Origin of the sequence: Pseudoalteromonas agarivorans (assembly GCF_024518735.1) — a bacterium.
Taxonomy (GTDB): domain Bacteria; phylum Pseudomonadota; class Gammaproteobacteria; order Enterobacterales; family Alteromonadaceae; genus Pseudoalteromonas; species Pseudoalteromonas atlantica.
The window spans coordinates 879,833-904,794 of record NZ_JANIGJ010000001.1 but is presented as its reverse complement, the minus strand read 5'-3'; the positions used below and the strand labels follow the sequence as shown (position 1 = coordinate 904,794).

The following is a 24,962-nucleotide window of genomic DNA, read 5'->3' as shown; positions in this document are numbered from 1 at the left end:
CCTTAACTGTATTTTTAAAACCGTTAGCTTAGCTTAGGTTAATAGTAACCACATCAGCTTGTTGCTGTTGGTTTTCATCTTCATCGCTTACAGGCGCGTTAGGTATATCTGGTTTATCGAGTGCTATATCGCCGCCATCAATAACGTCGCCGGTTTTTAGGTTTTCAAAGTCAAATAGTTCTGTATCGGCTAAATGCGAAGGCACCACATTTTGCATTGCAGTAAAAATACTCTCAATACGCCCAGGGTGGTCTTTATTCCACTGCGCTAGCATGTTTTTAGTGTGTTTACGTTGCAGGTTTTCTTGTGAGCCACATAAGTTACACGGAATAATAGGGTAGCCTTGGCTAAATGCGTATTTACTTATATCGGCTTCTTTACAATAAGCGAGCGGACGAATAACCATATGCTCGCCGTTATCGCTCATTAATTTAGCCGGCATGCTTTTAAGCTTACCGCCGTAAAACATGTTTAAAAAGAGTGTTTCGATCATGTCATCGCGATGATGGCCAAGGGCAATTTTAGTTGCGCCCATTTCTTTGGCTGTACGGTACAAAATACCACGACGTAGGCGTGAGCAAAGCGAACACGTGGTTTTACCCTCAGGAATGATATCTGTAACAATGCTGTAGGTGTCTTCTTCTACAATTTTGTATTCAATATCTTGTTTATCAAGGTACTCAGGTAAAACGTGTTCAGGAAAGCCTGGTTGTTTTTGATCGAGATTAACAACAAATAAATCAAATTTAATAGGCGCCACACGCTTTAAATGTTTAAGCATATCAAGCATGGTGTAACTGTCTTTACCACCCGATAGGCATACCATTATACGGTCGCCTTCTTCTATCATGTTAAAGTCCATGACGGCTTGGCCAGTAAGACGGCGTAAACGCTTTTGTAGCTTATTTAAGTTGTATTGAGCTTTGGCTTGAGCTGAGTGAGACACTACGCCCCCTTATAAAACAATGCGGCAAATTATTTGCTGAAAATAAAGGGGCGTATTATATACCCAAGTACTATGGGTATTAAAGCGCTAGTTAAGGCTTTGTTTAACTTTTGGCAAGCGGGCTTACGTAGCCATCAGGTTTTAATGCCAAGACATCGCAATCTAGGCTATCAATTACGTGCTCGGCAGTGTTGCCAACCAATGCGGCACTTAGCCCCGTGCGCCCTACGGTGCCAATCACCACCAGTTCGCTATTTAAGCGATTTGCTACATCGGGGATCACATCCTCCGGTAGGCCTTCTTCTATAAAGCATTGCTCATTAGTTAAACTAAAGGTTTTAGCAAGCTCGTTGGTAGATTCTATGTGGTGTTTTTTTACAGATTCGTTATAAAGGCCTGGGTTAAATTCTGGTATCTCTATGGCAATATTAATGGGTGTAGCAGGGTAGGCATTAACTAAGTTAAGTTTAGCGTTGGCAAGTTCACATAAAAATTGTGCATCTTTAATAATGCGTTTATTAAGGGCTACATGCTCATCGTTTTCACTAACCGCATTGACCGCGGCTAAAATATTACCTTGCTCAGGCCAAGCCATTTCTTTTACAAATAACACAGGTGTGGGACATTTACGTACTAAGTGCCAGTCGGTAGGGGTAAAAATAACCGATTTTAGCGCACCATGCTGATGGGTACTTTTAACCACTAAATCGTATTCTTGTTCAATCACGGTATTAATAATGGCTTCAAAAGGGCGGTTATGCCAGACCACCTGGGTGGTGATATTTACATCTGGGTAGGTAGAAATTATATCCTTAAGCCATAATTCTCTATCGTTTATAACGGCTTTTCGCATTGCTTCGCGCTCTTCAAACGACAACATGGTGGTCATTTCGTAAGAAAAGTCGTAAACAGTCATAAAGGCGGTAATACTGGCGCCTGACTTTTTGGCTAAATCAATCGAGCGAGCTAAACCGTGATGGTCATCCTTAGTGGGATCAATAACGGCTAAAATACGTTTAATAGTGTTCATATGCTACTCCCTTTTTAACTTACTTTCAGTGTAACGTAAATACACAGCAGTTAAAGGGGTAGCACACAAATTGTTGTTCTAAATCAAAGTTACAACACCTGTTAGCTTAGCAAGGCTTAATTATTGCTGCCGTTTTGGCAAGTGCGTCACAGTCTAAAATAGTAATAAATTTACCTTCTACCTTTATTAAGTCCGCTTTTTGAAAACGGCTTAGTAAGCGGCTGATGGTTTCCACGGTTAGGCCTAAGTAGTTACCTATTTCACCACGAGTCATGGTAAATCTAAACTCTTTACGCGAGAATCCGCGCTCGCCAAAGCGCTCCGAAAGGTTATAAATAAAGCTCGCTAGGCGCTCTTCTGCCGATTTTTTATTAAGAAGTAGCAGCATTTCTTGATCGTAGGTAATTTCGCTACTCATTAAACGCATAATTTGTTGGCGAAGTTTGGGTAATTTACCTGCTAACTCATCGAGTGTATCAAACGGGATTTCGCAGACCATTGATGTTTCTAGTGCTTGCGAAAAGCTCTGGTGAGCCATTTTGCTAATGGCATCAAAGCCGACTAAATCGCCGGCTAAGTGAAAACCGGTAATTTGCTCATCCCCTTGTTCAGACAATGTGTACGATTTAAATGAGCCTGAGCGTACTGCATAAATTGCATTAAGCGCAGCACCGGATTCAAACAAGTAGTCGCCTTTGTGCAGAGGCTTTTTGCGTTCAATGATTTCGTCAAGTTTATCCATTTCTTGGCCATTTAACGAAAACGGCAAACACAATTGGCTGATGCTGCAGTTGTTACAGCTAATAGCACAATTACTTTTAGCGCGACTTTGAGAGAAATCCATAATTTAATCCGTTTTAATTTTTATACACAGCAGTGAAAATAAACCGAGTGGCTTAATGCCGCTGATGATTAATGTACTAGTTTGTCGGTGGCAATGATCAACAGGTACATACCATACCAAATTATAATACTGCCTAACACAATTCGCGTCCATGGGTGGTTAATAACACTATTCAGTTTTTGGGCGGCAAGGCCTAAGGTGATCATAGCCGGAAAGGTGCCAAGCGCAAAGCAAAGCATCACTAGGGCACCATCAAATGCGCTAGGGCTGGTCATTGCCCATGTGAGCGCTGAATAAACCAAACCACAGGGTAGCCACCCCCACAACGCGCCGTAACCCAATGCTTTAGGCGTTGAATCTACTGGCATTAAATACTTATTAAGCTTAACTATATGCTGCCAAACAAGTGTTTTGCCTATTTTTTCAAGCCATTGCAAAGTGGGGCCTAAGCGCATTATATACACGCCTACCAGCAGCATAAAAATAGCCGCAATGAATGAAAGGGTTACAGAAAAAAACGTATTTTGCTTTGCAAATTGGCTACTTATACCCGCAACGAGTGCGCCAGCCAGCATGTAGCTACACGCTCGGCCAATGTTATAAGCAAATGAATAAATAACAGATTGGCGCTTGTTACTGGCCAATTGCAATGAGCTGGCAATACCACCGCACATGGCAAGGCAATGCCCGCTACCAATTAAGCCCATTAAAAAGGCGCTGGTGTAAAGTGGGTCAATCATTACTTTTGTTGTGTTGTTCTTTATCATCTTCAAACAAAATACTATGACCTTGTTTGTTTAAATCAGAGAATTGCTCGCTTTTAACGGCCCAAAAAAACACGCCAATGGCAATAATCACAAATAATATGGCAATCGGGATTAAAATATAAATTATGCTCATAACTTTAAAAGCCTTAGTGAATTACTAATCACAATAATTGAGCTGGCAGACATACCGATAACGGCCATCCACGGGGCAACAAGCCCAAGCGCTGCAAGCGGTAAAATAGAGGCATTATACAACAAAGACAGCGTTAGGTTTTGCTTAATGATTCGCCTGGTTTGCTTAGCAACATTGAGTAGGTGCGCAATTGAGGCTAAATCACTGTTTAACAGCACTACATCGGCACTGTTTTTAGAAATGTCGGCACCGGTTTCCATTGCAATGGATAAATGGGCACTAGCAAATACTGGGCTGTCGTTAATGCCATCGCCTACCATGGCAACCACTTCGTTTTGTGATGACCATTGCTCCACGGCGGTTTGTTTATCTTTAGGCGACAGGGCGCTTTGGCTGCTGTTGAGCTTTAACTGTTTTGCTATTTTTTGTCCGGCGTCTGATGCATCGCCTGTGAGCATATGACAGCTCAAGTTTTGTGCTTGTAAGGTACTTATAAGCTCACTGGCACCGGGTTTTACTTTATCTATAAAGTAAAAACGAGCAACTACGCGTTTATTTATAAATAGGCTTGCTTGGGCATTTGTTTTTTTACTGTCAAACCAGCCGCTTTTACCAATAGCGTAATGATCATCTGCGCTTTGTGCACTAATGCCCATACCTGGGTGTACAGTAATGTTTGTAAGGGCAAGCTCGGTGGTGGCGTATTTATTAAATGCGCTGGCTATGGGGTGCTCAGAATAACGCTCTAACTGGGCTGCAATATTTAGCGCTTGCTCTTTAGAGATTGTGTCATCGAGTATATCAATGGCATCTAAGCTAAATTTACCTTGTGTGAGGGTGCCTGTTTTATCAAAGGCAAACAGCGTTAATTGCGAGAGGGTTTCGAGCACATGCGCTTGTTTAATTAACACCCCTTTGCGGGTAAGCGTGGCTACAGCGCACGTTAATGCGGTAGGTATAGCAAGGCTAAGCGCGCAAGGGCAAGTGGCAACCAATACAGAAATAGTGATCCAAAACGCGTGCTCTGGGTCAATTTGGTACCAGCCAATGGCCGTTATAGAGGCAAAAACTAGCAAGCAGGCAATAAACCACTGGGCAACTTTATCGGTAATTTCTACCAGTTTAGGGCGCTTGGTAAGCGCTGTGTGTTGTAAGTGTATAATTTGGTTTAGTAGGGTGTTTTGGCCAATTTTATTTATTTTTATTTCTATTACGCCATCGTGATTAACACACCCAGCATACACATTGTGGCCAATAAACTTATTAACGGGCTGATGCTCACCGGTCATCATCGACTCATCAACACTTGTTTGCCCCTTGATAAGCTCTCCGTCAGCGGGAATAGTTTCGCCAGCTTTTATGAGTACAACATCATTAAGCTTAAGCTTTTTAGCTGCAATAATATGCTCTTGGCCGTTATCATCAAGGGTGCGGGCGGTTAAAGGTAGCAGCTTTTGTAAGTTGGCGGTAAACTCACTGGCTTTTAATCGGGCTCTAAATTCAAGGTATTTACCTAATAATAATAAAAAGGTAAACATACATACCGATTCAAAATACACTTCGCCTACTTGCATAAATGTGGCATAACAGCTGGCGCTATACGCACCAAAAATAGCCAGCGAAACGGGTAAGTCCATATTTAACTGTTTTGCTTTTAAGCCATTAATAGCATTAGTTAAAAAGGGTAATGCGCTGTATAAAATAACGGGGGAGGCAAGTACTAGGCTTATCCACCTAAAGTATTGCTCAAAGTTATTATCCATACCCGAGAACATGCCAAAGTACATGGCAAAGGCAAACATCATCACTTGCATGGTCATCAGCCCTGCAACACCTAAGCGGCGTATATAGGCTTTTGCTGTTTGTTGCTTTTGTTGGGCTTCGTCATCGGCTTGAAACGGGTAAGCTTTATAGCCAATTTTGGCTAAGGAAGTAATAATTTCGCTTAGCGGGGTTTGGGTTTTATCCCATTGGATCATGGCACGGTTAGTTGAGGTATTAACATCAACGCGCTTTACCGTTTTTAAGCTAAGTAATTGCTTTTCGATAAGCCATGCACACGCGGCGCAGGTAATGCCTTCAACACTTAAAAGTACTTGGGATAAGTTATCGGTTGTGGCTATAAACTCATCTTGTATGTCTTCGTTGTCGTAGCTTTTAATAAACGCGAGTTGCTCAGGGACTAACTGCTCTACTTTACCAGCGCGTACGGTGCGGTATTTGTAATAGTCGGTCATGCCTTGGTCAACAATGTTTTGCGCAACTGCTTGGCAGCCAATACAGCACATAGGCTGTGGCGTGTTATCTATTGTTACGGTTGCGCGAAATCCATTTGGCACACTTTCAAGGCAATGAAAGCAAGAAACGCTCATAGTGGTGGCTACTTATAATTTGGGGTAACTAACAAAGGCTGCTCTGTAGGAAGAGTAATGTTTTCTTTTAACTTCCAACTACCATTCACCGGCTCTATAAATACAGAGTAAGCACCTGGTGTGTAGTTATCTAAAAGGGCAGTAAATTCTTTATTTGCATTAGGGGTAAGCGTTGCTTCAAAGTCATGCGCTTTGATGGTGCGATGATAAAAAGACAGCTTTAAAGCGTGTACGTTACTATAATCGCCTTTGGTAAAGGCAAAACTGGCACGTTCGTTTGTAACATTAAGCTTGCCATGTAAAAACAGTGCTTTGGCTTTTTCAAACTTAGTAAGTTCTAAGTTTATTGCTTTGCCTTTTTTATAGTAATCATCAACCACCATATCTGGGCCGTTACCCACAGCAGTAATAATTAAGGTTATGCACCCAATAATGGCCGCTAGCGGAAAAAAGATTAAAAACCAAGGCCAAAAATTTTTATACCACGGAGTAGGTTGCATAGTTGCTCTAAAATTAGTTTAGGTAGGGCTATTTTATAGCAAATATTTGTAAAAGACTAAAAAAAAGCCTCCGACTGGAGGCTTTTTTGATCTGGATTAATCTGTTGAAATAAAAAGATTAATTAATAGTTAACTCGGTGTTTATTTATCTTGCGATAAACTGTAAACATAGGCAGTTAACAGGTGAATTTTATCTTCACCTAAAATGTCTTTCCATGCTGGCATTACACCGGCGCGGCCATGGTTAAGGGTTTCTTCAACAGCGCGTTGAGAGCCACCGTATAACCAAATGTTATCTGTAAGATTTGGTGCACCAAACGGTAAGTTATGTGCAACAGAGCCTTTACCATCTGCACCGTGACACGCGGCACACATCGCAAACTTAGCGGCACCCGCAGCGGCATCTTTTTGGTTAACAGTACGACCAGACAAGCTAAGTACGTGCGCTGTCATTTCTTTAACGCCTTGCTCACCAAGTGCTGCACTCCAAGAAGGCATTGCGGCTACACGACCATAAAGAAGCGTTTCTTTAATTTTGTCTGGTGAGCCACCGTATAACCAATCTTTATCAGTTAGGTTAGGGAAGCCAGTTGCACCACGTGCATCTGAACCATGACATTGCGCACAGTTTTGCGAGAATAAACGCTGACCAATTTCAAGTGCTAACTGGCCGTCTGTTTGTTCATGCTTTTCGCCATTTTCAAGGGCTACTTGCTGCGCTGCATCACCTTCAAATTTAGAGTTAACTAAATCTAATACTGGTACTTGTGCAAGCTTGTTAAAAATAGGACCAAAGCGCTCTTGTGCTGCTTCGTATTCTTTATCAAGCTTTACATAGCGGCCTTCTTCTTTAGCATCCGCAACTGCTTTTTTAGATTCAGCTAAAGACGTAATACCCTGATTAGAGCTAGTCCATTTACCTAAGCCTTCCCAGTTACCTAAACCTGGATAAGCTGCTAAGTAATATACCGACCAAATAAATGTTGCGAAGAACATGTACGTCCACCATTTTGGTAGTGGATTATTTAGTTCGGTAATGCCGTCATATTCATGTCCGCAGTCTTCACCTTCTTTTACGCCCGCATAGTTTTTAAGGTTCCAAACTAATAAGCTAAAAATGATGATTAAGCAGGCTAGGGTTAATACAATAACCCAAATACTCCAAAAGCTAGTCATTTTTCAGACTCCTTTTCCTCGTTAGAGAGTGTGTTGTTATGTTTTTTTTCATCTTCGAAAATGGCATTAGCAGCGTCATCAAAACGATTTTTGCTACGCTTGCTGTAAGCCCATACAACAATCACAATAAACAATACTAAAATTACCAGAGTCAAAATGCCTCTGTATGTTCCGTAATCCATAATAATTACTTCAAGTGGGTGCCAAGTTGCTGTAAATACGCGATTAGGGCTTGCATTTCTGTTGCGCCTTCGCCGTTATTCATAGCGTTAACTTTATCAACATCTGCTTGTAGCTCTTCGTCGCTGCCATAACCTAAACCCAAGTGTTTAGGGTTTTTTGGGTTGATAGCAAAAGTATCACGGAAAATTTGTAGTTTTTTCAGAGTCAGGCTGGTATCAACCTTTGTCTCTGCTAACCAAGGAAAACCTGGCATGTTCGACTCAGGAACCACGGCGCGTGGGTCAACTAAGTGTGCATAATGCCAATCGTCCGAGTAACGGTTACCTACACGTGCAAGGTCAGGACCAGTACGTTTAGAACCCCATTGGAAAGGGTGATCCCATACTGATTCGCCCGCTACAGAGTAGTGACCGTAACGCTCAACTTCATCACGAAAAGGACGAATCATTTGTGAGTGACAGTTATAACAACCTTCACGTACATAAATGTCACGACCTTCCATTTCAAGCGCGTTAAGTGGGCGCAAACCTTCTACAGGTTTTGTGGTATCGTCTTGGAACATTAGCGGAGTAATTTCAACTAATGCACCAAAACTAATAGCAAAAACAGTCAGAATAGCCATTAGGCCAACGTTCTTTTCTACTATTTCATGTTTGTTTTGTGAATTTTTATTGCTCATCATCTCACTCCGTTATGCTAATTGTGCTTGCGCGTCTAACTTCAGTGATTCTTTCTCAGCTGAAATTGTACGCAGAACGTTGTAAGCCATAACTAACATACCTGTAACGATGAATACACCGCCTACAAAGCGCATAATATAGAAAGGATGTGATGCTTCTAAAGACTGAACAAAGCTGTACATTAATGTACCGTCAGAGTTAACTGCGCGCCACATTAGACCTTGCATAACACCTGAGATCCACATTGCAACAATGTAAAGTACAACACCTACTGTGTGTAACCAAAAGTGCGTGTTAACCAATTTAACGCTGTACATACGACCTTGTGCGAATAACGCAGGAATAAGGTGGTAAATAGCACCAATTGAAATCATCGCAACCCAACCTAGTGCACCTGAGTGTACGTGGCCGATAGTCCAATCTGTGTAGTGAGATAATGCATTTACAGATTTAATTGCCATCATTGGGCCTTCAAACGTAGACATACCGTAGAAAGACAATGAAACAACTAAGAAACGCAGTACTGGGTCGGTACGTAGCTTATGCCAAGCGCCAGAGAGCGTCATTATACCGTTAATCATACCACCCCAAGACGGTACAAATAGGATAATAGACATAACCATACCTAAACTTTGCGTCCAATCAGGAAGCGCAGTGTAGTGAAGGTGGTGAGGGCCAGCCCAAATGTAAAGTGAAATAAGTGCCCAAAAGTGAACTACCGATAAACGGTAAGAGTAAACTGGGCGACCTGCTTGCTTTGGTACAAAGTAGTACATCATACCTAAGAAACCAGCCGTTAGTAGGAAACCTACAGCGTTGTGACCGTACCACCACTGAACCATTGCATCTACCGCACCTGCGTAGATTGAGTATGATTTAGTTAACGACACAGGCACTGCCATGCTGTTTACAATGTGTAGCACTGCAACAGTAATAATAAAGCCAGCGTAAAACCAGTTAGCAACGTAGATGTGCGATACTTTACGTTTGATCAGCGTACCAAAAAATACCACTGCGTAAACTATCCATACTACCGCGATTAAAATATCGATTGGCCACTCAAGCTCTGCATATTCTTTAGAGCTAGTAATACCCAGTGGTAATGTAATTACGGCTAATACAATAACAAGCTGCCAACCCCAAAAAGAGAAAGCGGCGAGTTTGTCTGAGAAAAGGCGCGTTTGACAAGTACGTTGAACGACGTAATAAGACGTCGCAAAAAGTGCACTGGTACCAAATGCGAAAATTACTGCGTTCGTGTGTAACGGACGTAGTCGAGAGTATGTTAACCATGGTGTATCAAAGTTAAGTGCTGGCCAAGCTAATTGGGCAGCAATCAGAACCCCAATACTCATGCCAACGATGCCCCAAATCACTGTCATAATAGCGAATTGGCGTACAACTTTATAGTTATACTCAGTTTGTGATGCTACTGTTTGGCTCATTTTCTGGCTTCCGCTGCAATAAATGCGTTTAGAAATGAATTACCCACCGTTTAAAGTGGGGCCTACTATTTTCCCCAAGCGTATTACCTAAAACGTTCAAAGCCTGAATGCTTCAGAAAACAAACTCGAGAAACCCTTATTTTTTGCGGGTGAAATGATAAATTTTTTGGCCTAAAAAAGATAGGTCAATTACATAAAATTATGACATCAATCAAAGTTTGTGAGTTTGTTGTTTATTTTTTGATACAGATTGTACCTATATTAACCAAACATCACACTGGCTATTGTTATTTCAAAGCATGCTAATTAAGATTTGTTTTTATTTAGCGCGGATTTGTTATGCATATATATAGATTATCTTTGTTTTTAATGCTGTTTTTTGTATTAACAGGCTGTGACAATGCCAATCAAAAAGATCAAAAAGCACTGTTAAAAACAAATTGCGACACGAATCAGCGCTGTATTTATAATACCGGTGTTAAAGTATGGTTAAGTGATAAAAATATTACCCCCGAAACCCCCTTTAATATTTACCTTGATTTACCCGCCCACCTAAAAATAGATAACGCTAAGCTTGAAAGTATAACCATGTATATGGGTTTTATTCCGCAAAAGTTCACTAAAGAAGCAACTATTTATAAAAGTGACACTATGGTGGGCATATGCTCTGAGAAAAATATGCTGTGGCAACTGGTGCTTAATTTAAGCAATGTTCAAACTGGTGAGCAAATCACTCATTTTTATAATTTTTATGTGATGTATTAAGGTACCTTTTTCCTGCCAATCATTTTTTTAGCTGGCGCATAATAAAAGTCAGCTATTAATAAGGTATTACTATAATAAGCTATTCCTATAATAAAGCAGTACTATTAAGCGGACGTCTTTTATATGCAGAGCTGCAATAGTAGGTGTATAAAATTGTATTTAAAGCACTAACACACATTTAAACCTCTTTGCTGCCTTGTATGCTGTAACCTTTTTTTTCATTCTCATCTGTTTATGTTGGTGTGCTTGCTCGTTCTTGTTATGGAGTGAATTGCCTTACGGTAATAGGGGGCTCCGTCATATTTATAGTAAAAGCGTATTACTTGCATTACTGAGCATGTAAAAAAGTAAATCCTGCTTACTTTCATGATAACTATTTTAATAAGGCTAAACGCCCTCAAATTAAGACCCTCTAATGATTTGCTAAATCAAATAACTCCTCCCGATCCGAGCAAACGTTGAAGTCTCGCTGAACAAAAAATATTACCAAAAAAACTAAATAAATAGCTTAATAAGACTATTTAAGCGGTAAATCTGCATATTTATGGTTATTAATTTTATTACAGCTTTACGGTTTTACTAATGCGCTGTGATTAATATGTTAATTTTTCTAAAAAGGGTATATTTATCTATTAATTACATTTGATTACAATCTGCATAACTTTGATTTCAGGTGTGTTTTAATTGCTTTATTCTTGCTGTATGGCTATGATTTTTAATTGTTTTTTTTAGTTAACACTGCAACAAGTTATAACCTTTGTACCTTTTATGGTTATTCTTTTTTGGTGTTGTATATATAACGATCTCTCATTAAGTTTTTGTTCAGTTAACTCGGCCTAAGTTGCCCCCCTGACTCACAATTCTTATAAAAAGTGAGCATTACCAATCAAGGTAAATTTCCAACAAGTAGGGTTTATTCATGAAAAAATCAACTCTTGGTTTAGCTGTAATCGCAGCAATCCCAATGTTCTCAAGTATGCAAGTAGTAGCGGCCGAAGACGGCGCAAACGCTATTGAAAAAATTCAAGTAACGGGTTCTCGCATTAAGCGCGCAGATATGGAAACCGCTAGCCCAGTTACTTTAATCGGTGCAGATGACATTGCTGCAACCGGCGCAGTTTCGGTTGATGCCGTATTACAAAAAATGACTGCTACTGGTGGTGCAATGACCAACCCAGGTATCAATAATGGTTCTGGTGGTAATGCTTCTATCGATTTACGTGGTTTAGGTTCACAACGTACATTAGTACTTGTAAATGGCCGTCGTATGATCAACTCAGGCACAGGTGCTGCCTCTACTGTTGATTTAAACACTATTCCTGTTTCGATGATCAAGCACATTGAAGTACTTAAAGATGGTGCATCTGCAGTATACGGTACTGATGCGGTAGCAGGTGTTGTAAACATCATCTTAAAAGATGACTTTGAAGGTTTAGACTTAAATGTTAAATCTGCAATCACTACAGAAGGTGATGCTGATGAAACGTCTTTCGATATCACTATGGGTGGTAGCTTTGGTCGTGGTAACGTTGTAATTGGTCTTCAGTACACTGACCGTGGTGACGCATCTCAAGCAGATCGTAGCTTCTCTGATTGTCCATTAACTGAAGATGGCGACGGCAGTGCACCTTACTGTTCTGGTTCTTCATACACGCCAAATGGCCACGTATGGTCAGGTGATGAATCACTACAAGGTCAAGCAGACAACGGTTGGCATGACTTTGGTTCTGATGATGCGTACAACTACTCATCAGACAGCTACCTATACACGCCTATGCGTCGTTTAAACCTTACAGGTATTGGTAGCTTCGATTTAACAGATGACACGCGTTTATACTCAGAATTCACATACTCTAAGCGTTGGTCAGAGCAACAAATGGCACCACAGCCAGTATGGTTTGACTTTGATTACACTGAAGAAATGGGCGATTCACTAACAAGCCACAATATCAACTACGGTGATGAAGTTTCTTACGGTCGTCGTATGACAGACACAGGTACTCGTGATTTCTCACAAGTTGTTGACACTGTGCGTACTGTAGTAGGTGCTGCAGGTTACCTTGACAGTGGTTACGATTGGGATGTGTCTGTAATTTTTGGTCGTAACGATTCAGTTGACCGTTTAAGCAACCTTCACAACATGGGCTCTATCCAAGATGCAATCGAAGCGGGTGACTTTAACCCACTTATGCAATCTTCTTGGTCTGCTGAGAACTTAAGCGATTACGTTTACACTGAGCAAAACTCAGGTGGTAGCCAATTACTAATGTTCACTGCATCATTAGCTGGTGAAGTAATGGAACTTCCTGCAGGTTACGTAGGTTTTGCTGCTGGTGTTGAGCGCCGTGAAGAAAAAGCATGGTACATCCCAGATTCAATCACATCACAAGGTCTTGCAAACGACCCACGTGTTGAGCCAACAAGCGGTCGTTTTGACGTAAACGAAGCGTACTTAGAGCTTGCAATTCCTTTAGTTAGCGATGCGTTCTTAGCGCAAAACGTTGAACTAAGCACTGCAATCCGTGCTTTCGATTACAGCACTTTTGGTTCTGACGAAACATGGAAACTTGGTTTAACTTGGCGTGTAAACGACGAAGTAATGCTACGTGGTGTTCGCTCTACAGCATTCCGTGCGCCTACAGTAGCTGAGCTATACTCAGGTAATTCACCTTCGTTTGAACAAGTTAGCTTCCCTGGTGCACAAGACCAAGCAGAAGTAACTGTTGGTGGTAATGACCAATTAACGCCTGAAGAAGCTGATACGCTAACAGCGGGTATTGTGTACGAGCCAGAGTGGTTTGAAGGTTTCTCAATGACGTTAGATTACTACGACATTGAAATTGAAAACGCAATTGCTACTGTTAACAACCAATACATAGTTGACTCTTGTTTAGCAACAGATGGTTCATTAGCTAACCAAAGTACTGCGTTATGTAGCTCTGCTGCGGTATCGTTTAACCAAAGCACTGGCCGTATTGCTTTTAATAACCAACTACAAAACGTAGGTTACGAGCAAACTAAAGGCTACGACTTAAACTTAAACTACACATTTGATGCAGCTGGTCTGGCGTGGAATACATCACTAGATGTTACTTACCTAGACGAGTACCTAGTAGATGTTGTTGAATCAAGCATTGATTACGCTGGTTTAATTACTTCTGGTATCGGTGGTTATGCAGATGTTAAAGCTAACTTTGAACTAACTGTGAAAGGCGATGCTTGGAACGCAAACTACAAAGCACGCTACATTGCAGGAATGGATAGCTACAGCTGTCAAGGTGATGAGTCATCATGTTATGCGCCTACAACGCCTTCAGTTGTATACCACGACATAAGCGGTGCTTACATCTTTAACGAGACTGTGTCAGTAACAGCAGGTGTTAACAACTTATTTGATAAGCAACCTCCTTACTACACAGGTAACAACGATTCTAACACTGACCCGTACACATACGATGTACTAGGTCGCCGTGTATTTGCTGGTGTAAACGTTAAGTTTTAATTAGCACATTAATCGTATTAAGGCTCAGTGTTTACTGGGCCTTTTTTATTGAACAAAATTAAGGAGACCAGTACACTTATACACTCAATAAAAGGAGAGTTGTTTGATAAAACAAGACGAAAATTTATCTTTTGTCATAGAACCAGAGTTATCCCCGCGCTCTGAGCAGCGTATCGACCTGTATTTTTCTATACCCAATGAAATGGGTATAAACGTGCAAACCCTCAGTGAAGAATCTTATTTTAATAACCACTTTAAATCGCACTTAGCTTATAACGCTAAAAACATACACTTACCCTTAGTGCGTAGCCGCTTTGTTAGTAAAAACAAAGGTGAGCAACAAGATTACCGCCAAAACCTTAATTTGTACTGTTATCAGGTGCGTTTAGCGCTCGACGCTGATATTAAAGATGCATTAAAAATTCAAGAAGTGGATGCTTTTTATGCCCGTGCACAAGAGCTGTTTGAGCAAAGTGAAGGGCTGCTAAAAAAGCTGCGCAGATATACTCCCGATGATGAAAAACTGGTGCCGTTTTACACCAATGCCGATAACTATTTAAGTTGGCATGTGGAGCAGTCGTTTTTAAAACTATTAGATGAAGGCCCACGCAGCAGTGACTTTGCGAAAGAGCGCAACGACTTACTGCAATTTTGTAAAAACGAAAATACATACCGGTTTGAGCAAAATTACAACTCAGAAACCACGTTGCAAGATGGTAACCGCATTACAAATAAAATGCGTTTACTGCAGCGCCTTATAGAGCACGGCGTTATTTTGCATCGCAATACGCGTTATTTAAATAGTTACCTAAAGCGTTTAGTAAAAGGCACGGTTACAGCTGTCATTATGGCATTTGTAATGGTGGTTATACTTAATGCGCGCTCAACCTTTACCGAAGTTACCGCTACCCTTATTTTAATATTAGGGGTTATTTACGGCTTGCGTGAGATATTTAAAGAAGACATTACACGGGTAATTTGGCGTGCTATTGTACGCGGGCGTCCTAAATGGCGGTTTGTATTTAAAAACAGCATCACTAAAGACCGCGTTGCAAGTCAGTTTGTGTGGCTTGAGTACATGCGTTTTAAAAAAATCCCTAGTGAAGTAAAAACAATATTTTCAAAAAGGCGTCAGCAAAACAAGCTAGCCGCGCAGTGGCTGCATTTTGCTAGTGAAACACGTGTTTCTGCCAAAGAGTTTTTACCAGGCTACGATACTCTACAGCAAAGTATGCGTTTTAATTTGGCGCCTTTTGCACGGTATTTAAAACGCGGCGAGGGCAAGCTGTATCATCTAGATGGTAATAAAATATCAAAGCAAGCGGTTGAAAGGCGCTACCAGTTAAATTTGGTGATGGTATTAAAATACGAGGAAAGAACTTTATACCAGCGTTACAAAATAACCCTTAATCGCAGTAAAATAGTTAATATTGAACTTATTTACTCTAAAAAATAGAAAATAAAAAAGGGATAGCAACGGCTATCCCTTAGTGTCATGTAAATTTACCTAATTTAACGCAGTATTACTGTGTAATACCGTGCTTAGAATAAATAGTTACCTTGTCTGAAACGAGTGTTATTTCAATGTTTTTAGACTCATCACCCCATACACAATTAGTATGTAGGGTTTTTTCTACGCAGTTATCAGCAGAGCCTAAAATAGCTTCTACTTCGGCTTTATCCATGCCAACTTCAATTTTTTCGTAGTTTTCTAGGCTTACTTTTGAACAAGCTGCCAGGCTTAGCGTTGCTGCGATGATCAGGAGTTTTTTCATTGTTATGTCCTATTGATTTAGTGTTTATACTTGCGTATTTGTACAATCATGCCCATACGAGGATGATCAAAGTAATGGATTTCACCACTTATTACACGTTTAAATTGTGAAAAGCGGGCAGATTCTATATCCCCATTAGGTAGTTTTTCGTTTACGTCAAAATCAGCGGTTATGTAAAGGTAGTGGCGTAAATGTATTTTAAATAAACCATCTAGCTCCCAATAGCTTAAGGGCTGCTCTGAGCTATCAAATAGCTGTGGCTTACTTTGTACTAGGCTAATAAAGTCGGGATTTGAATAATTAGGCGTAGTGTTAACGTCGCGTTTTATATGATCCCCAGAAATTAAATGTATGCTTGGCGCACGCGATTTACTTGCCCCTTCAAAGCGCCAGCCGGTATGTAGTAGCGGGGCTAAACCTTTTCTGTCTAAAGCGCGGCGCTGGGCAGTAAATTGTAATTGCTCTGGTGCGAGTAAATAGGGCTCATCCATCGTATCTTGTGCCGGTGCTAATGGCGTAACGGGTAACTCGTCGTAACTTTTCATAAAGTCGATACTGTTATCACACACACCCGATTGTGGGTTGGCATTAACTAAAGAATCGGTAAACGAGCGTTTTTGAAAGCGACTATCGCCATCTATACATGCCTGCATAGCTTGCTCTGTGTATAAAGGGGTGAGTAGCTCTAACGTATTTTTCGCCTTAAGGGGCTCGTGCTTTAAGCTAAAGTCTTCTTGTAAATAGGGGGCAGGGCGCTGTTTAAATACCAGCACTTCTACTTCAAACCAACGTTCTGCAAATGCGGTGCTGCTAAATAAGCAACATAACACGATAAGCGATTTTTTTAGCAACATTAATGGCTAACCTTTTTTTCGAAATCTGCAATCATTGCAGTGACCATTTTTAAGCGTTCACGAGGGTTTACCTCATTAATCGCAAAGCGCAATTTATTTGCGCCATCCATTTTGTACACATGGGGTGCACTTTGTATCAAGCCTATGATGAAGCTAGGATTAACCTTCGTATTTTGGCTAAATTCAAAGTATCCCCCTTTAGGGTTTGCCTCTATTTTGGTAATTCCTAAATCGCTAGCACGCATTTTGAGTTGCTGCATACTAAATAGGTTTTTAGTGGCATCAGGTAATAAACCAAAGCGGTCTATTAGCTCTACTTGTAATTCGTCCATATCGGCAAGGTTAGCACAACTTGCAATGCGCTTGTACATACCTAAACGCGCATTAACATCGTGTATGTAATCATCAGGTAGCAAGGCAGGGAGTTTTAAATCAACTTCAGTTTGCTGCTGAAGCAGGTTTTCAAGCGTTGGCTCTTTACCATTTTTAAGAGCATTAACCGCTTGCTCTAGCATTTCCATATACAAGCTAAAGCCAATAGTTTGCATTTGCCCTGATTGATCGTCGCCTAATAGCTCACCCGCACCACGTATTTCTAAATCATGTGTAGCAAGGGCAAAACCTGCGCCTAAATCTTCCAACGACTCAATTGCTTGTAAGCGTTTGGTGGCATCTTTAGAAAGTGCTTTAGCATCGCCGGTTAATAAATAAGCATACGCTTGGTGGTGGCTTCGCCCAACACGACCGCGTAATTGGTGTAATTGCGCAAGGCCAAGTTTATCGGCTCTGTCCATAATAATAGTATTAGCAGTAGGCACATCAATACCGGTTTCGATAATGGTGGTACATACCAGTACATTGTATTTTTGATGATAAAAGTCTGTCATTATTTGCTCAAGCTCTTGCTCTCGCATTTGCCCATGAGCAGAGGTGACACTAGCCTCTGGCACCCATTCGCTGATCTCTTGCGAGACTCGCTCAATAGTCTCAACATTGTTATGCAAAAAGTACACTTGGCCGCCGCGTTTAATTTCACGCAGTATGGCTTCGCGTATTAAGTCGCTGTCGCGTTGGCGTACAAAGGTTTTAACTGCTAAACGCTTAGCAGGTGGGGTGGCAATAATTGATAAATCACGCATGCCGCTCATCGCCATATTTAAAGTACGCGGAATAGGCGTTGCAGTAAGCGTTAATATATCTACATCAGCACGTAATGACTTTATTTTTTCTTTTTGGCGCACACCAAAGCGGTGCTCTTCATCAACAATCAGTAAACCTAAGTCGTTAAATTTAATATCTTGCTGAATTAACTTATGCGTTCCAATAACGATATCAAGTTTACCGTCTGCCATTTTTTCAAGCGTGTCTTTTTGCTCTTTAGTTGAATTAAAGCGCGACAACACTCCCACTTCGATAGGGAAATCGGCAAAGCGGTCTTTAAAGTTTTCATAATGTTGCTGAGCCAGCAGAGTGGTTGGTACTAACACGGCGACTTGTTTGTTATCGTTAACCGCTACAAACGCGGCGCGCATAGCCACTTCTGTTTTACCAAAGCCTACATCACCACACACTAAACGGTCCATAGCAAGTTTTGATTGCATATCACCAAGTACGGCTTCAATGGCATTACGCTGATCGTCGGTTTCTTCAAATGGAAAGCTGTCGCTAAATTGGCGATAGCTTTGCCCATCGAGTGCAAATTTGTTACCTGGTTTTGCTTGGCGCTGTGCGTAAATATCTAATAGTTCGGCGGCTACGTCGCGTACTTTTTCGGCGGCACGCTTTTTGGCTTTCTCCCAGGCATCTGAGCCAAGTTTGTGAAGCGGGGCGCTTGCTTCTTCACCGCCCGAATAACGGCTTAGCATATGCAGTGCCGATACCGGCACATACAATTTTGCTTCACCGGCATAGGTTATGGTAACAAACTCAGTGATTACACCTGCCGCGTCAATTGTTTGCAGGCCTTGATAGCGACCAACACCGTGATCAAGGTGCACAATTGGCTGGCCCTCTTTAAGCTCAGCTAAGTTACGAATTAACGCATCTTGGCTTGCTTCGTATTTATGTTTACGGCGCCTGCGTTGCGACACTTTAATACCTAACAGCTCTTGCTCGGTAATAATAGAAAGGCTAGGTTTTGTGCCCAGTACAACACTTTGCTCAAGAGGGCTTACAATTAAGCCTACATCGCTTTGGCTTTGTGTAAATTGCTGTAAGCTTTCAAATTCTTTAAACTTTAAGCCGCTTGGCTTAAGCACGCTTAATAGAGACTCGCGGCGACCATCAGACTCAACACTTAATAAAATACGGCTTTTTTTCTTTTTTTGCTCTGCCACATAGTTAATAAATGCGCCGTAGGGTTCGTGTTGTTTATGATCGATTCGTACTGCGGGCAGCTCGCTCACATTTAAGTTTTTATTGCCTGCTTTAGTGGGTAATTTAGCTTGCGATAAACGTATTCGTGCAAACTCACCTAAATTAGAAAACAACTCATTAATAGGTTGATACAACTCGCTGGGCGCCAGTAGTGGACGCAGGGGATCTACTTTACGGTTTTCGTAGCGTACGTTTACATCGTGCCAAAAGGTATCTGCGGCGTGTTCTAAATCACCTAGTTGCATAACCGTAGTGGTGTTTGGCAAGTAATCAAAAATGGTGGCAAGCTTTTCAAAAAACAGCGGCATGTAGTATTCAATACCGGCAGGCCAAGTACCTTTGCTTACTTGCATGTAAACAGAGTCTTGCTCTGAGCTGGCACCAAATTTATCGCGATAATTTATTCTAAAACGCTCAACGTCTGCTTCGTTGGTTGGAAATTCATGCGCGGGCAGTAACTCAATTTTATCTACTTTTTCATCTGAGCGCTGGGTTTCTACGTCAAATAAACGAATAGAGTCGAGTTCATCGTCAAAAAAGTCGAGCCTAAATGGGTGCACACTGCCCATTGGGTACAAATCAACAATAGAGCCACGTATTGCGTATTCGCCGTGCTCCATTACTTGTTGTACGTTTAAATATCCTGCTTGTTCTAAATTACTGCGCAGGTTATGGGTGTCGAGTTTATCGCCTACTTTAAAATTAAGAGTAGAGCCATAAATAAACGAAGCAGGCGCAGTACGTAGCATTAACGTAGATACAGGCACTATAAGTACGCTTTGCTGCTCGTTTTTTAAAGTGTTTAAAGTGGCTAAGCGCGCTGAAATAATATCTTGGTGCGGAGAAAAATGGTCATACGGCAAGGTTTCCCAATCAGGAAATACCATTACCGGGTTATCTGGCAATAAGTATTCGAGCTCGGTTTCAAGCCGTAATGCGCTTGGCGTATCTGGCGTAACTATAAGCACTAAATCGTTTTGCTGCTTTACACCTTCTGCAATGGCTATACTTAGTGCACTGCCAGTTAGCTGCCCCCATTGAATTTTATCTTTTTGAGATTTTACCCACGGCAAGGCTGCCCATTGCTCAAACGCCATTTAGTGCTCCATTTTATAGTTGGCGTTTGCTCACAAACGCCATGCAGTTATTTAGTCTCGGTAAATTTTTGTTAAGTCTTGATAGTGATCAATTCTGCGGTCGCGTAAGTACGGCCATATACGTCTTACGTTTTCAGAGGCTTTTTGATCAAGTTCTACTACTAAAATTTGCTCATCAGTATTGTTCGCCTCTGAGAGCATTTCACCTTGAGGCCCTGCAATAAACGAGTTACCCCAAAATTGTATACCTTCGCTTTGTCCGCTAGGGTCGTTTTCGTGCCCTACACGGTTACAGCTAATAACGGGTACGCCGTTCGCAACCGCATGCGCACGTTGGCTTATTACCCACGCGTCTTTTTGGCGTGTTTGCTCTGCGTTATCATCACGTGGGTCCCAGCCAATTGCAGTTGGGTAAATTAATACTTCTGCGCCAGCCATGGCCATTAAACGGGCCGCTTCAGGGAACCATTGATCCCAGCATACTAAAACACCTAATTTACCCACTGAGGTTTGAATTGGCTCAAAGCCTAAATCGCCTGGGGTAAAGTAAAATTTTTCGTAAAAGCCCGGGTCATCAGGAATGTGCATTTTACGGTATTTACCCGCAATGGTGCCGTCTTTTTCGAGTACCACCGCGGTATTGTGATAAAGCCCGGTGGCACGTTTTTCAAACAGTGAAGCCACAATAACGATGCCTAGCTCTTTAGCAAGCTCGCCCAGTGTATTTGTGCTTGGGCCCGGAATTGTTTCGGCTAAGTCAAATACATCAACATCTTCTGTTTGACAAAAATACAGACTACGATGCAGCTCTTGCAAAACCACAAGCTGTGCGCCTTGCTTAGCAGCATCACGAATGCCAGCAATCGACTTTGCCATATTTTGGCAGGCGTTATCACTGTTAGTTTGTTGCACTAAGGCAACGGTTAATTTTGCAGGGCTTGTCATTGTGCTGCTCCAGCTAAAAATCCACGAGGTAACTGCATGGTAATGCAATGTAAACTACCAAATTGTTCAATAATAGGTAGGCAATTAACGCCAATAATAGTGTGCGCTGGGTACGCTTTTTGAACTTGCGCTAGCGCCAGTGCGTCGTTGTCATCGTTATACGTAGGGACTAAAACCGTATTATTGATAATCAAGTAGTTTGCGTACGTTGCCGGTAAACGGGTGTTGTCATCATCAAACACTGGTTTTGGCCACGGCAAATCAATTAACGTATATGGGGTATTATTTTGCGTTTTAAAGCTTTGCAGCTGCTTTTCCATCGCATCTAATGCGTTAAAGTGCTCATCTTCTTTAGCATCGCACTTAACATACACAAGTGTATTATTGGGGGCAAAACGGACCAGTGTGTCGATATGGCTGTCGGTATCGTCACCAGCTAAGTAGCCATGATCTACCCATAAAAAGTCAGTTGCGCCTAAATGCGTTGTTAAAATTGACTCAATATCGCCTGATGATAATTCGGGGTTGCGGTTTTTATTCAGTAAACATTCGCTGGTTGTAAGCAACACACCGTGTTCGTTAATTTCAATGCCGCCACCTTCAAGTACCACATTTAGGGCTTGGTAATCAGTGCTTGGATTACTTAGCTGGTTTACCAGTACGGCGTTAATTTTATTATCGAGGGCACTTTCGAACTTATTACCCCAGCCATTAAAGATAAAGTCGTAAATTTTAAGTTGGCGAGCGTCGTCAATATTTGCGCAGGTAATAGGGCCGTGATCCCGTGCCCAGGTATCGTTTGTTGGTGTAACAACAAAGTGCACGTGGCTTAAGTTTATATTCGCTTTTGTTAGCAAGGCAGTAATGTGGCTTTTAAGCGCCGTGTTATGGGCAACAATAACAAGCTGCTGCGCGGCTGTGATATGCGTTGCAAGCTCAACATAAACAGGCTCTACGCGTTCAAGCGTATCAGCCCAGTCGGTCTGTGCATGTGGCCAGGTAAGCATAACGGCGTCTTGCTCAGCCCATTCAGGTAAAAGTCTAAAGTTCATGAAGTTTTGATACAAATTACGGTGGCGCTAGTTTAGCATTTTACATGCATATGTCAGCTATTTATCGCTGCTAGAATCATCGTCAATTTGCTCGAGTTCTTGGCGTTTTTTTAGCTGGCGTGTTTGTGCATGTAAGCTGGCTCTGACAACTAATTCTTGGTCTGTGGTTCTTATTGCAGTAAACAGTAATGTGTATTGGTAGTGTTCGCTGTCTTGTTTTTCAACGGCCACAACTTCTGTATAACAGTATACGGCTGAGGCTTCGTGGTGCAAAAATAGCTTTGTTCTAAATGCTTGGCCTATTGCGTATACATCAGGCGAAGTAAAGCGAATGCCGCCTCCGCCGTAGCTATCGCACTGTATGGCGTTATCTTGAGCTTGCTCTGAGGCTAAAATGTGGCTCATTATTAAATCAATTTTACGCGACTGTGCTTGTAAAAAAGCCGCCAGCTCTTGTGCTAAATCGCCTAAGTTTCTAAGGGGTCTTAAAGAGGCCTGTTCAAGCTCACTGACTTCGTTAGCTAGCTTAAATAGAGGTGGTATGTCGTCTTCAAGCGCGAGTTGAGATTGCGGCACTAACTGATTTTCTACAGCAAATAAGTTTACTCGAATGCTTTCATTTATTTGAAAGTATTCTTCAAATTCGCTTAATCTTTGATTGTTCATAATTATCTCCACTGCGTATTCATTAAATAGTAGCGTTGTGGGGAGTAAATTGCTAGCAGATAAAAATGCTAAATGGTTTGTTTATAAGCCAGTTTTTAAGAATGTTGATTAGGGCGTGTTGAACTTTGCGGATTGAAATTTGTTCAATCTAGGGGCGATTAAATTGCGGCGTGAGGTTTGTAACCTAGTGGACATGATAACTGCTCCTGCGTTTCGCCTATTTATGTGGAATAACCACACTTATAGGCTCTGTCTTGCCTAAAAACCAAACACACTGCTGCAAATTCAACTATTAAAAATCAACACGCCCTAATAAAAAAAGCGGCCAATGTCATCCTAACATCGGCCGCTTGGGTATTGATTAATTAGCGCTGGGGTGCTTATTTAAGTAGAGCGGCTAATTCATGTAAATCTTTCACAACGTGGTCTGGTTTTTTTGCCAGTGGGTAAAGTGTTTTACCTGGGCGGGCTATAAAGGTTGTTTGTAACCCGGCTTCTTTAGCGCCTGCTACATCCCAACCGTGCGCCGCTACCATCATTGCTTCATTTGCTTTTACATTTAATTTTGTTAGCACCCACTCATAGGCACGTAAGTCTGGTTTATAAATTTTAATATCTTCAATGCTGTAACGCGCATCAAAGAACGACATTAATCCAGCGCTCTCAAACTGGGCTTTAACGCCTTTGTTCGAAGAATTTGTCAGACTTACTAACTTATAGCCCTGTGCTTTGAGTTTTGCCAGTCCTTCTTTCACATCTTTGTGAGGAGGTAGGGTTAAAAGCGGGGTGACTATGGCTGTTTTTGCTTGTTCATTCGTAATAGCTATGTTGTTATTTTTGGCAACCATGCGCAGCGATGCAACGCCAATTTGACCAAAATCGTGGTAATTGCCACTTACAGTATCAACGAGTGAATGATGCAACATGGTCGAAAACCAAAGTGGTAATAAATCCTCACGCCCGCCAAGCGCTTTACCAATAGAGGTGCGCATGGAGGTTAAATCTAACAAGGTTTCGTTTACATCAAAAATAAGTACTTTAGGTTTCGCTTGTGCCTGTGGCTCCTCAGCCATAGCGTAGCCAGAGGCAAGGCTAGTACCAACAAGAAGTGATAGGGTAAGGGTTTTTAACGATTTTAAAATAGACATTAGTGTTGCTCCGATTCAAGGGCTGCCAATACATCAGTAGGCTCTGCGCGTAGGGTATAGTCTTCGTTTAAAAAGGCATACGTAATTATGCCTTTTTGGTTAATTACATAGGTTGCTGGTAAAGGTAATGTATAACTTTTATTGCCGTAGTACTTTTCAAAATCAATACCAAACTGGCTATAAAGCGCCACAATACGCTCGTCTAAAGTAAACAGTAAACCAAATTGCTCGGCTACCTTGTTATTAATATCTGAAAGCACATCGAATTCAAGGGCATTCTTTTGTGCGCTAGATAACGTCTCGTCGGGTAATTGTGGTGATATCGCAACTAACTGCGCATTGTGTGTTTTAAATTCGGATAAGTGATCATTAAGTGCTTTTAGCTCTAAATTACAATATGGACACCAGTTACCACGATAAAAGCTAATTATTACCGGGCCATTATTTAATAAATCAGCGAGCTCAACTTGCTCAGCGCTATGATTGTTTAAGCTGAAATTGCTTACTTTAGCGCCTACCTGTAGCGCATTATCTTTTATATGCTGAGCAATGAGCTCTTCATTTGTCTGCGCCATAAGGGCTAATACATCGCCAGGTAGCTTCGCTTCTTTTTGCACGTTATAGGCATCAATCTGTGATTTTAAACTCATTATTAAATCTCGAATATAACTGTATGGCGATTATGGGTGTTTTAGTTATTTAAATA

General features: G+C 41.4%; 22 protein-coding genes. 3 read left to right on the top strand and 19 right to left on the bottom strand.

Annotation, left to right across the window (positions count from 1 at the left end; genetic code table 11):
• Nucleotides 1-28: 28 nt before the first annotated feature.
• The 11 genes from ttcA to ccoN form a co-directional block, all read right to left on the bottom strand.
• Complete coding sequence (ttcA, locus tag NQT65_RS03975; RefSeq protein ID WP_029774533.1) at nucleotides 29-946, bottom strand: tRNA 2-thiocytidine(32) synthetase TtcA; 918 nt, start codon at nucleotides 944-946, stop codon at nucleotides 29-31.
• 103 nt (nucleotides 947-1,049) lie between these two features.
• Entirely contained in the window at nucleotides 1,050-1,976 is a 927-nt protein-coding gene (gene uspE / locus NQT65_RS03970; protein WP_024032584.1) for a universal stress protein UspE, read from the bottom strand.
• Between the two features lie 106 nt (nucleotides 1,977-2,082).
• On the bottom strand, nucleotides 2,083-2,820 hold the full coding sequence (locus tag NQT65_RS03965; RefSeq protein ID WP_256850558.1) for an FNR family transcription factor: 738 nt from the start codon (nucleotides 2,818-2,820) through the stop codon (nucleotides 2,083-2,085).
• A 68-nt stretch (nucleotides 2,821-2,888) separates the two neighbouring features.
• A complete protein-coding gene (locus NQT65_RS03960) occupies nucleotides 2,889-3,560 on the bottom strand; it encodes a sulfite exporter TauE/SafE family protein (protein ID WP_256850557.1) in 672 nt (223 codons plus the stop codon).
• Nucleotides 3,553-3,720 (bottom strand): cbb3-type cytochrome oxidase assembly protein CcoS, encoded by a 168-nt coding sequence (gene ccoS, locus NQT65_RS03955; protein ID WP_002963071.1) that lies wholly within the window; start codon nucleotides 3,718-3,720, stop codon nucleotides 3,553-3,555. The genes NQT65_RS03960 and ccoS overlap by 8 nt, the downstream gene beginning before the upstream one ends.
• Nucleotides 3,717-6,092 carry a heavy metal translocating P-type ATPase gene (locus NQT65_RS03950; RefSeq protein ID WP_256850556.1) on the bottom strand — a complete coding sequence of 792 codons (2,376 nt, stop codon included), beginning with the start codon at nucleotides 6,090-6,092 and terminating at the stop codon, nucleotides 3,717-3,719. Before NQT65_RS03950 ends, ccoS begins: the two co-directional genes overlap by 4 nt.
• An 8-nt stretch (nucleotides 6,093-6,100) precedes the next feature.
• Nucleotides 6,101-6,592, bottom strand: a complete 492-nt coding sequence (locus NQT65_RS03945; protein WP_256850555.1) for a FixH family protein — start codon at nucleotides 6,590-6,592, stop codon at nucleotides 6,101-6,103.
• Between the two features lie 141 nt (nucleotides 6,593-6,733).
• On the bottom strand, nucleotides 6,734-7,768 hold the full coding sequence (gene ccoP / locus NQT65_RS03940; protein WP_256850554.1) for a cytochrome-c oxidase, cbb3-type subunit III: 1,035 nt from the start codon (nucleotides 7,766-7,768) through the stop codon (nucleotides 6,734-6,736).
• Nucleotides 7,765-7,950 carry a CcoQ/FixQ family Cbb3-type cytochrome c oxidase assembly chaperone gene (locus NQT65_RS03935; RefSeq protein ID WP_004588824.1) on the bottom strand — a complete coding sequence of 62 codons (186 nt, stop codon included), beginning with the start codon at nucleotides 7,948-7,950 and terminating at the stop codon, nucleotides 7,765-7,767. Before NQT65_RS03935 ends, ccoP begins: the two co-directional genes overlap by 4 nt.
• Before the next feature lie 5 nt (nucleotides 7,951-7,955).
• Entirely contained in the window at nucleotides 7,956-8,630 is a 675-nt protein-coding gene (ccoO, locus tag NQT65_RS03930; protein WP_256850593.1) for a cytochrome-c oxidase, cbb3-type subunit II, read from the bottom strand.
• Nucleotides 8,631-8,642: 12 nt separating this feature from the next.
• Nucleotides 8,643-10,076: a cytochrome-c oxidase, cbb3-type subunit I gene (gene ccoN, locus NQT65_RS03925; RefSeq protein ID WP_004588826.1), complete on the bottom strand. Its 1,434-nt coding sequence runs from the start codon at nucleotides 10,074-10,076 to the stop codon at nucleotides 8,643-8,645.
• Nucleotides 10,077-10,415: 339 nt separating this feature from the next.
• Between ccoN and NQT65_RS03920 the strand changes: the two genes are divergently transcribed.
• From NQT65_RS03920 to NQT65_RS03910, 3 genes are all read left to right on the top strand, one after another.
• A complete protein-coding gene (locus NQT65_RS03920; RefSeq protein ID WP_256850553.1) occupies nucleotides 10,416-10,841 on the top strand; it encodes a hypothetical protein in 426 nt (141 codons plus the stop codon).
• 919 nt (nucleotides 10,842-11,760) lie between these two features.
• Nucleotides 11,761-14,343 carry a TonB-dependent receptor gene (locus NQT65_RS03915; protein ID WP_029774528.1) on the top strand — a complete coding sequence of 861 codons (2,583 nt, stop codon included), beginning with the start codon at nucleotides 11,761-11,763 and terminating at the stop codon, nucleotides 14,341-14,343.
• Between the two features lie 103 nt (nucleotides 14,344-14,446).
• Complete coding sequence (locus NQT65_RS03910; protein WP_256850552.1) at nucleotides 14,447-15,799, top strand: hypothetical protein; 1,353 nt, start codon at nucleotides 14,447-14,449, stop codon at nucleotides 15,797-15,799.
• Between the two features lie 67 nt (nucleotides 15,800-15,866).
• On the opposite strand, the gene NQT65_RS03905 is transcribed toward NQT65_RS03910, so the two are convergent.
• The 8 genes from NQT65_RS03905 to NQT65_RS03870 all read right to left on the bottom strand — a co-directional run bounded on the left by NQT65_RS03905 (nucleotide 15,867) and on the right by NQT65_RS03870 (nucleotide 24,906).
• Nucleotides 15,867-16,118, bottom strand: a complete 252-nt coding sequence (locus NQT65_RS03905; protein ID WP_004588905.1) for a hypothetical protein — start codon at nucleotides 16,116-16,118, stop codon at nucleotides 15,867-15,869.
• 17 nt (nucleotides 16,119-16,135) lie between these two features.
• Nucleotides 16,136-16,972 (bottom strand): peptidoglycan binding protein CsiV, encoded by an 837-nt coding sequence (locus NQT65_RS03900; protein ID WP_256850551.1) that lies wholly within the window; start codon nucleotides 16,970-16,972, stop codon nucleotides 16,136-16,138.
• Nucleotides 16,972-20,445, bottom strand: a complete 3,474-nt coding sequence (mfd, locus tag NQT65_RS03895) for a transcription-repair coupling factor (RefSeq protein ID WP_138686074.1) — start codon at nucleotides 20,443-20,445, stop codon at nucleotides 16,972-16,974. Before mfd ends, NQT65_RS03900 begins: the two co-directional genes overlap by 1 nt.
• Before the next feature lie 51 nt (nucleotides 20,446-20,496).
• Nucleotides 20,497-21,390 (bottom strand): carbon-nitrogen hydrolase, encoded by an 894-nt coding sequence (locus NQT65_RS03890; RefSeq protein WP_004588908.1) that lies wholly within the window; start codon nucleotides 21,388-21,390, stop codon nucleotides 20,497-20,499.
• Nucleotides 21,387-22,442 carry an agmatine deiminase family protein gene (locus tag NQT65_RS03885; RefSeq protein WP_256850550.1) on the bottom strand — a complete coding sequence of 352 codons (1,056 nt, stop codon included), beginning with the start codon at nucleotides 22,440-22,442 and terminating at the stop codon, nucleotides 21,387-21,389. Before NQT65_RS03885 ends, NQT65_RS03890 begins: the two co-directional genes overlap by 4 nt.
• Before the next feature lie 57 nt (nucleotides 22,443-22,499).
• Nucleotides 22,500-23,108, bottom strand: a complete 609-nt coding sequence (locus NQT65_RS03880; RefSeq protein ID WP_256850549.1) for a PilZ domain-containing protein — start codon at nucleotides 23,106-23,108, stop codon at nucleotides 22,500-22,502.
• Between the two features lie 380 nt (nucleotides 23,109-23,488).
• Nucleotides 23,489-24,256: a haloacid dehalogenase type II gene (locus NQT65_RS03875; RefSeq protein WP_055255349.1), complete on the bottom strand. Its 768-nt coding sequence runs from the start codon at nucleotides 24,254-24,256 to the stop codon at nucleotides 23,489-23,491.
• On the bottom strand, nucleotides 24,256-24,906 hold the full coding sequence (locus tag NQT65_RS03870; protein WP_256850548.1) for a peroxiredoxin-like family protein: 651 nt from the start codon (nucleotides 24,904-24,906) through the stop codon (nucleotides 24,256-24,258). The genes NQT65_RS03875 and NQT65_RS03870 overlap by 1 nt, the downstream gene beginning before the upstream one ends.
• Nucleotides 24,907-24,962: the final 56 nt, after the last annotated feature.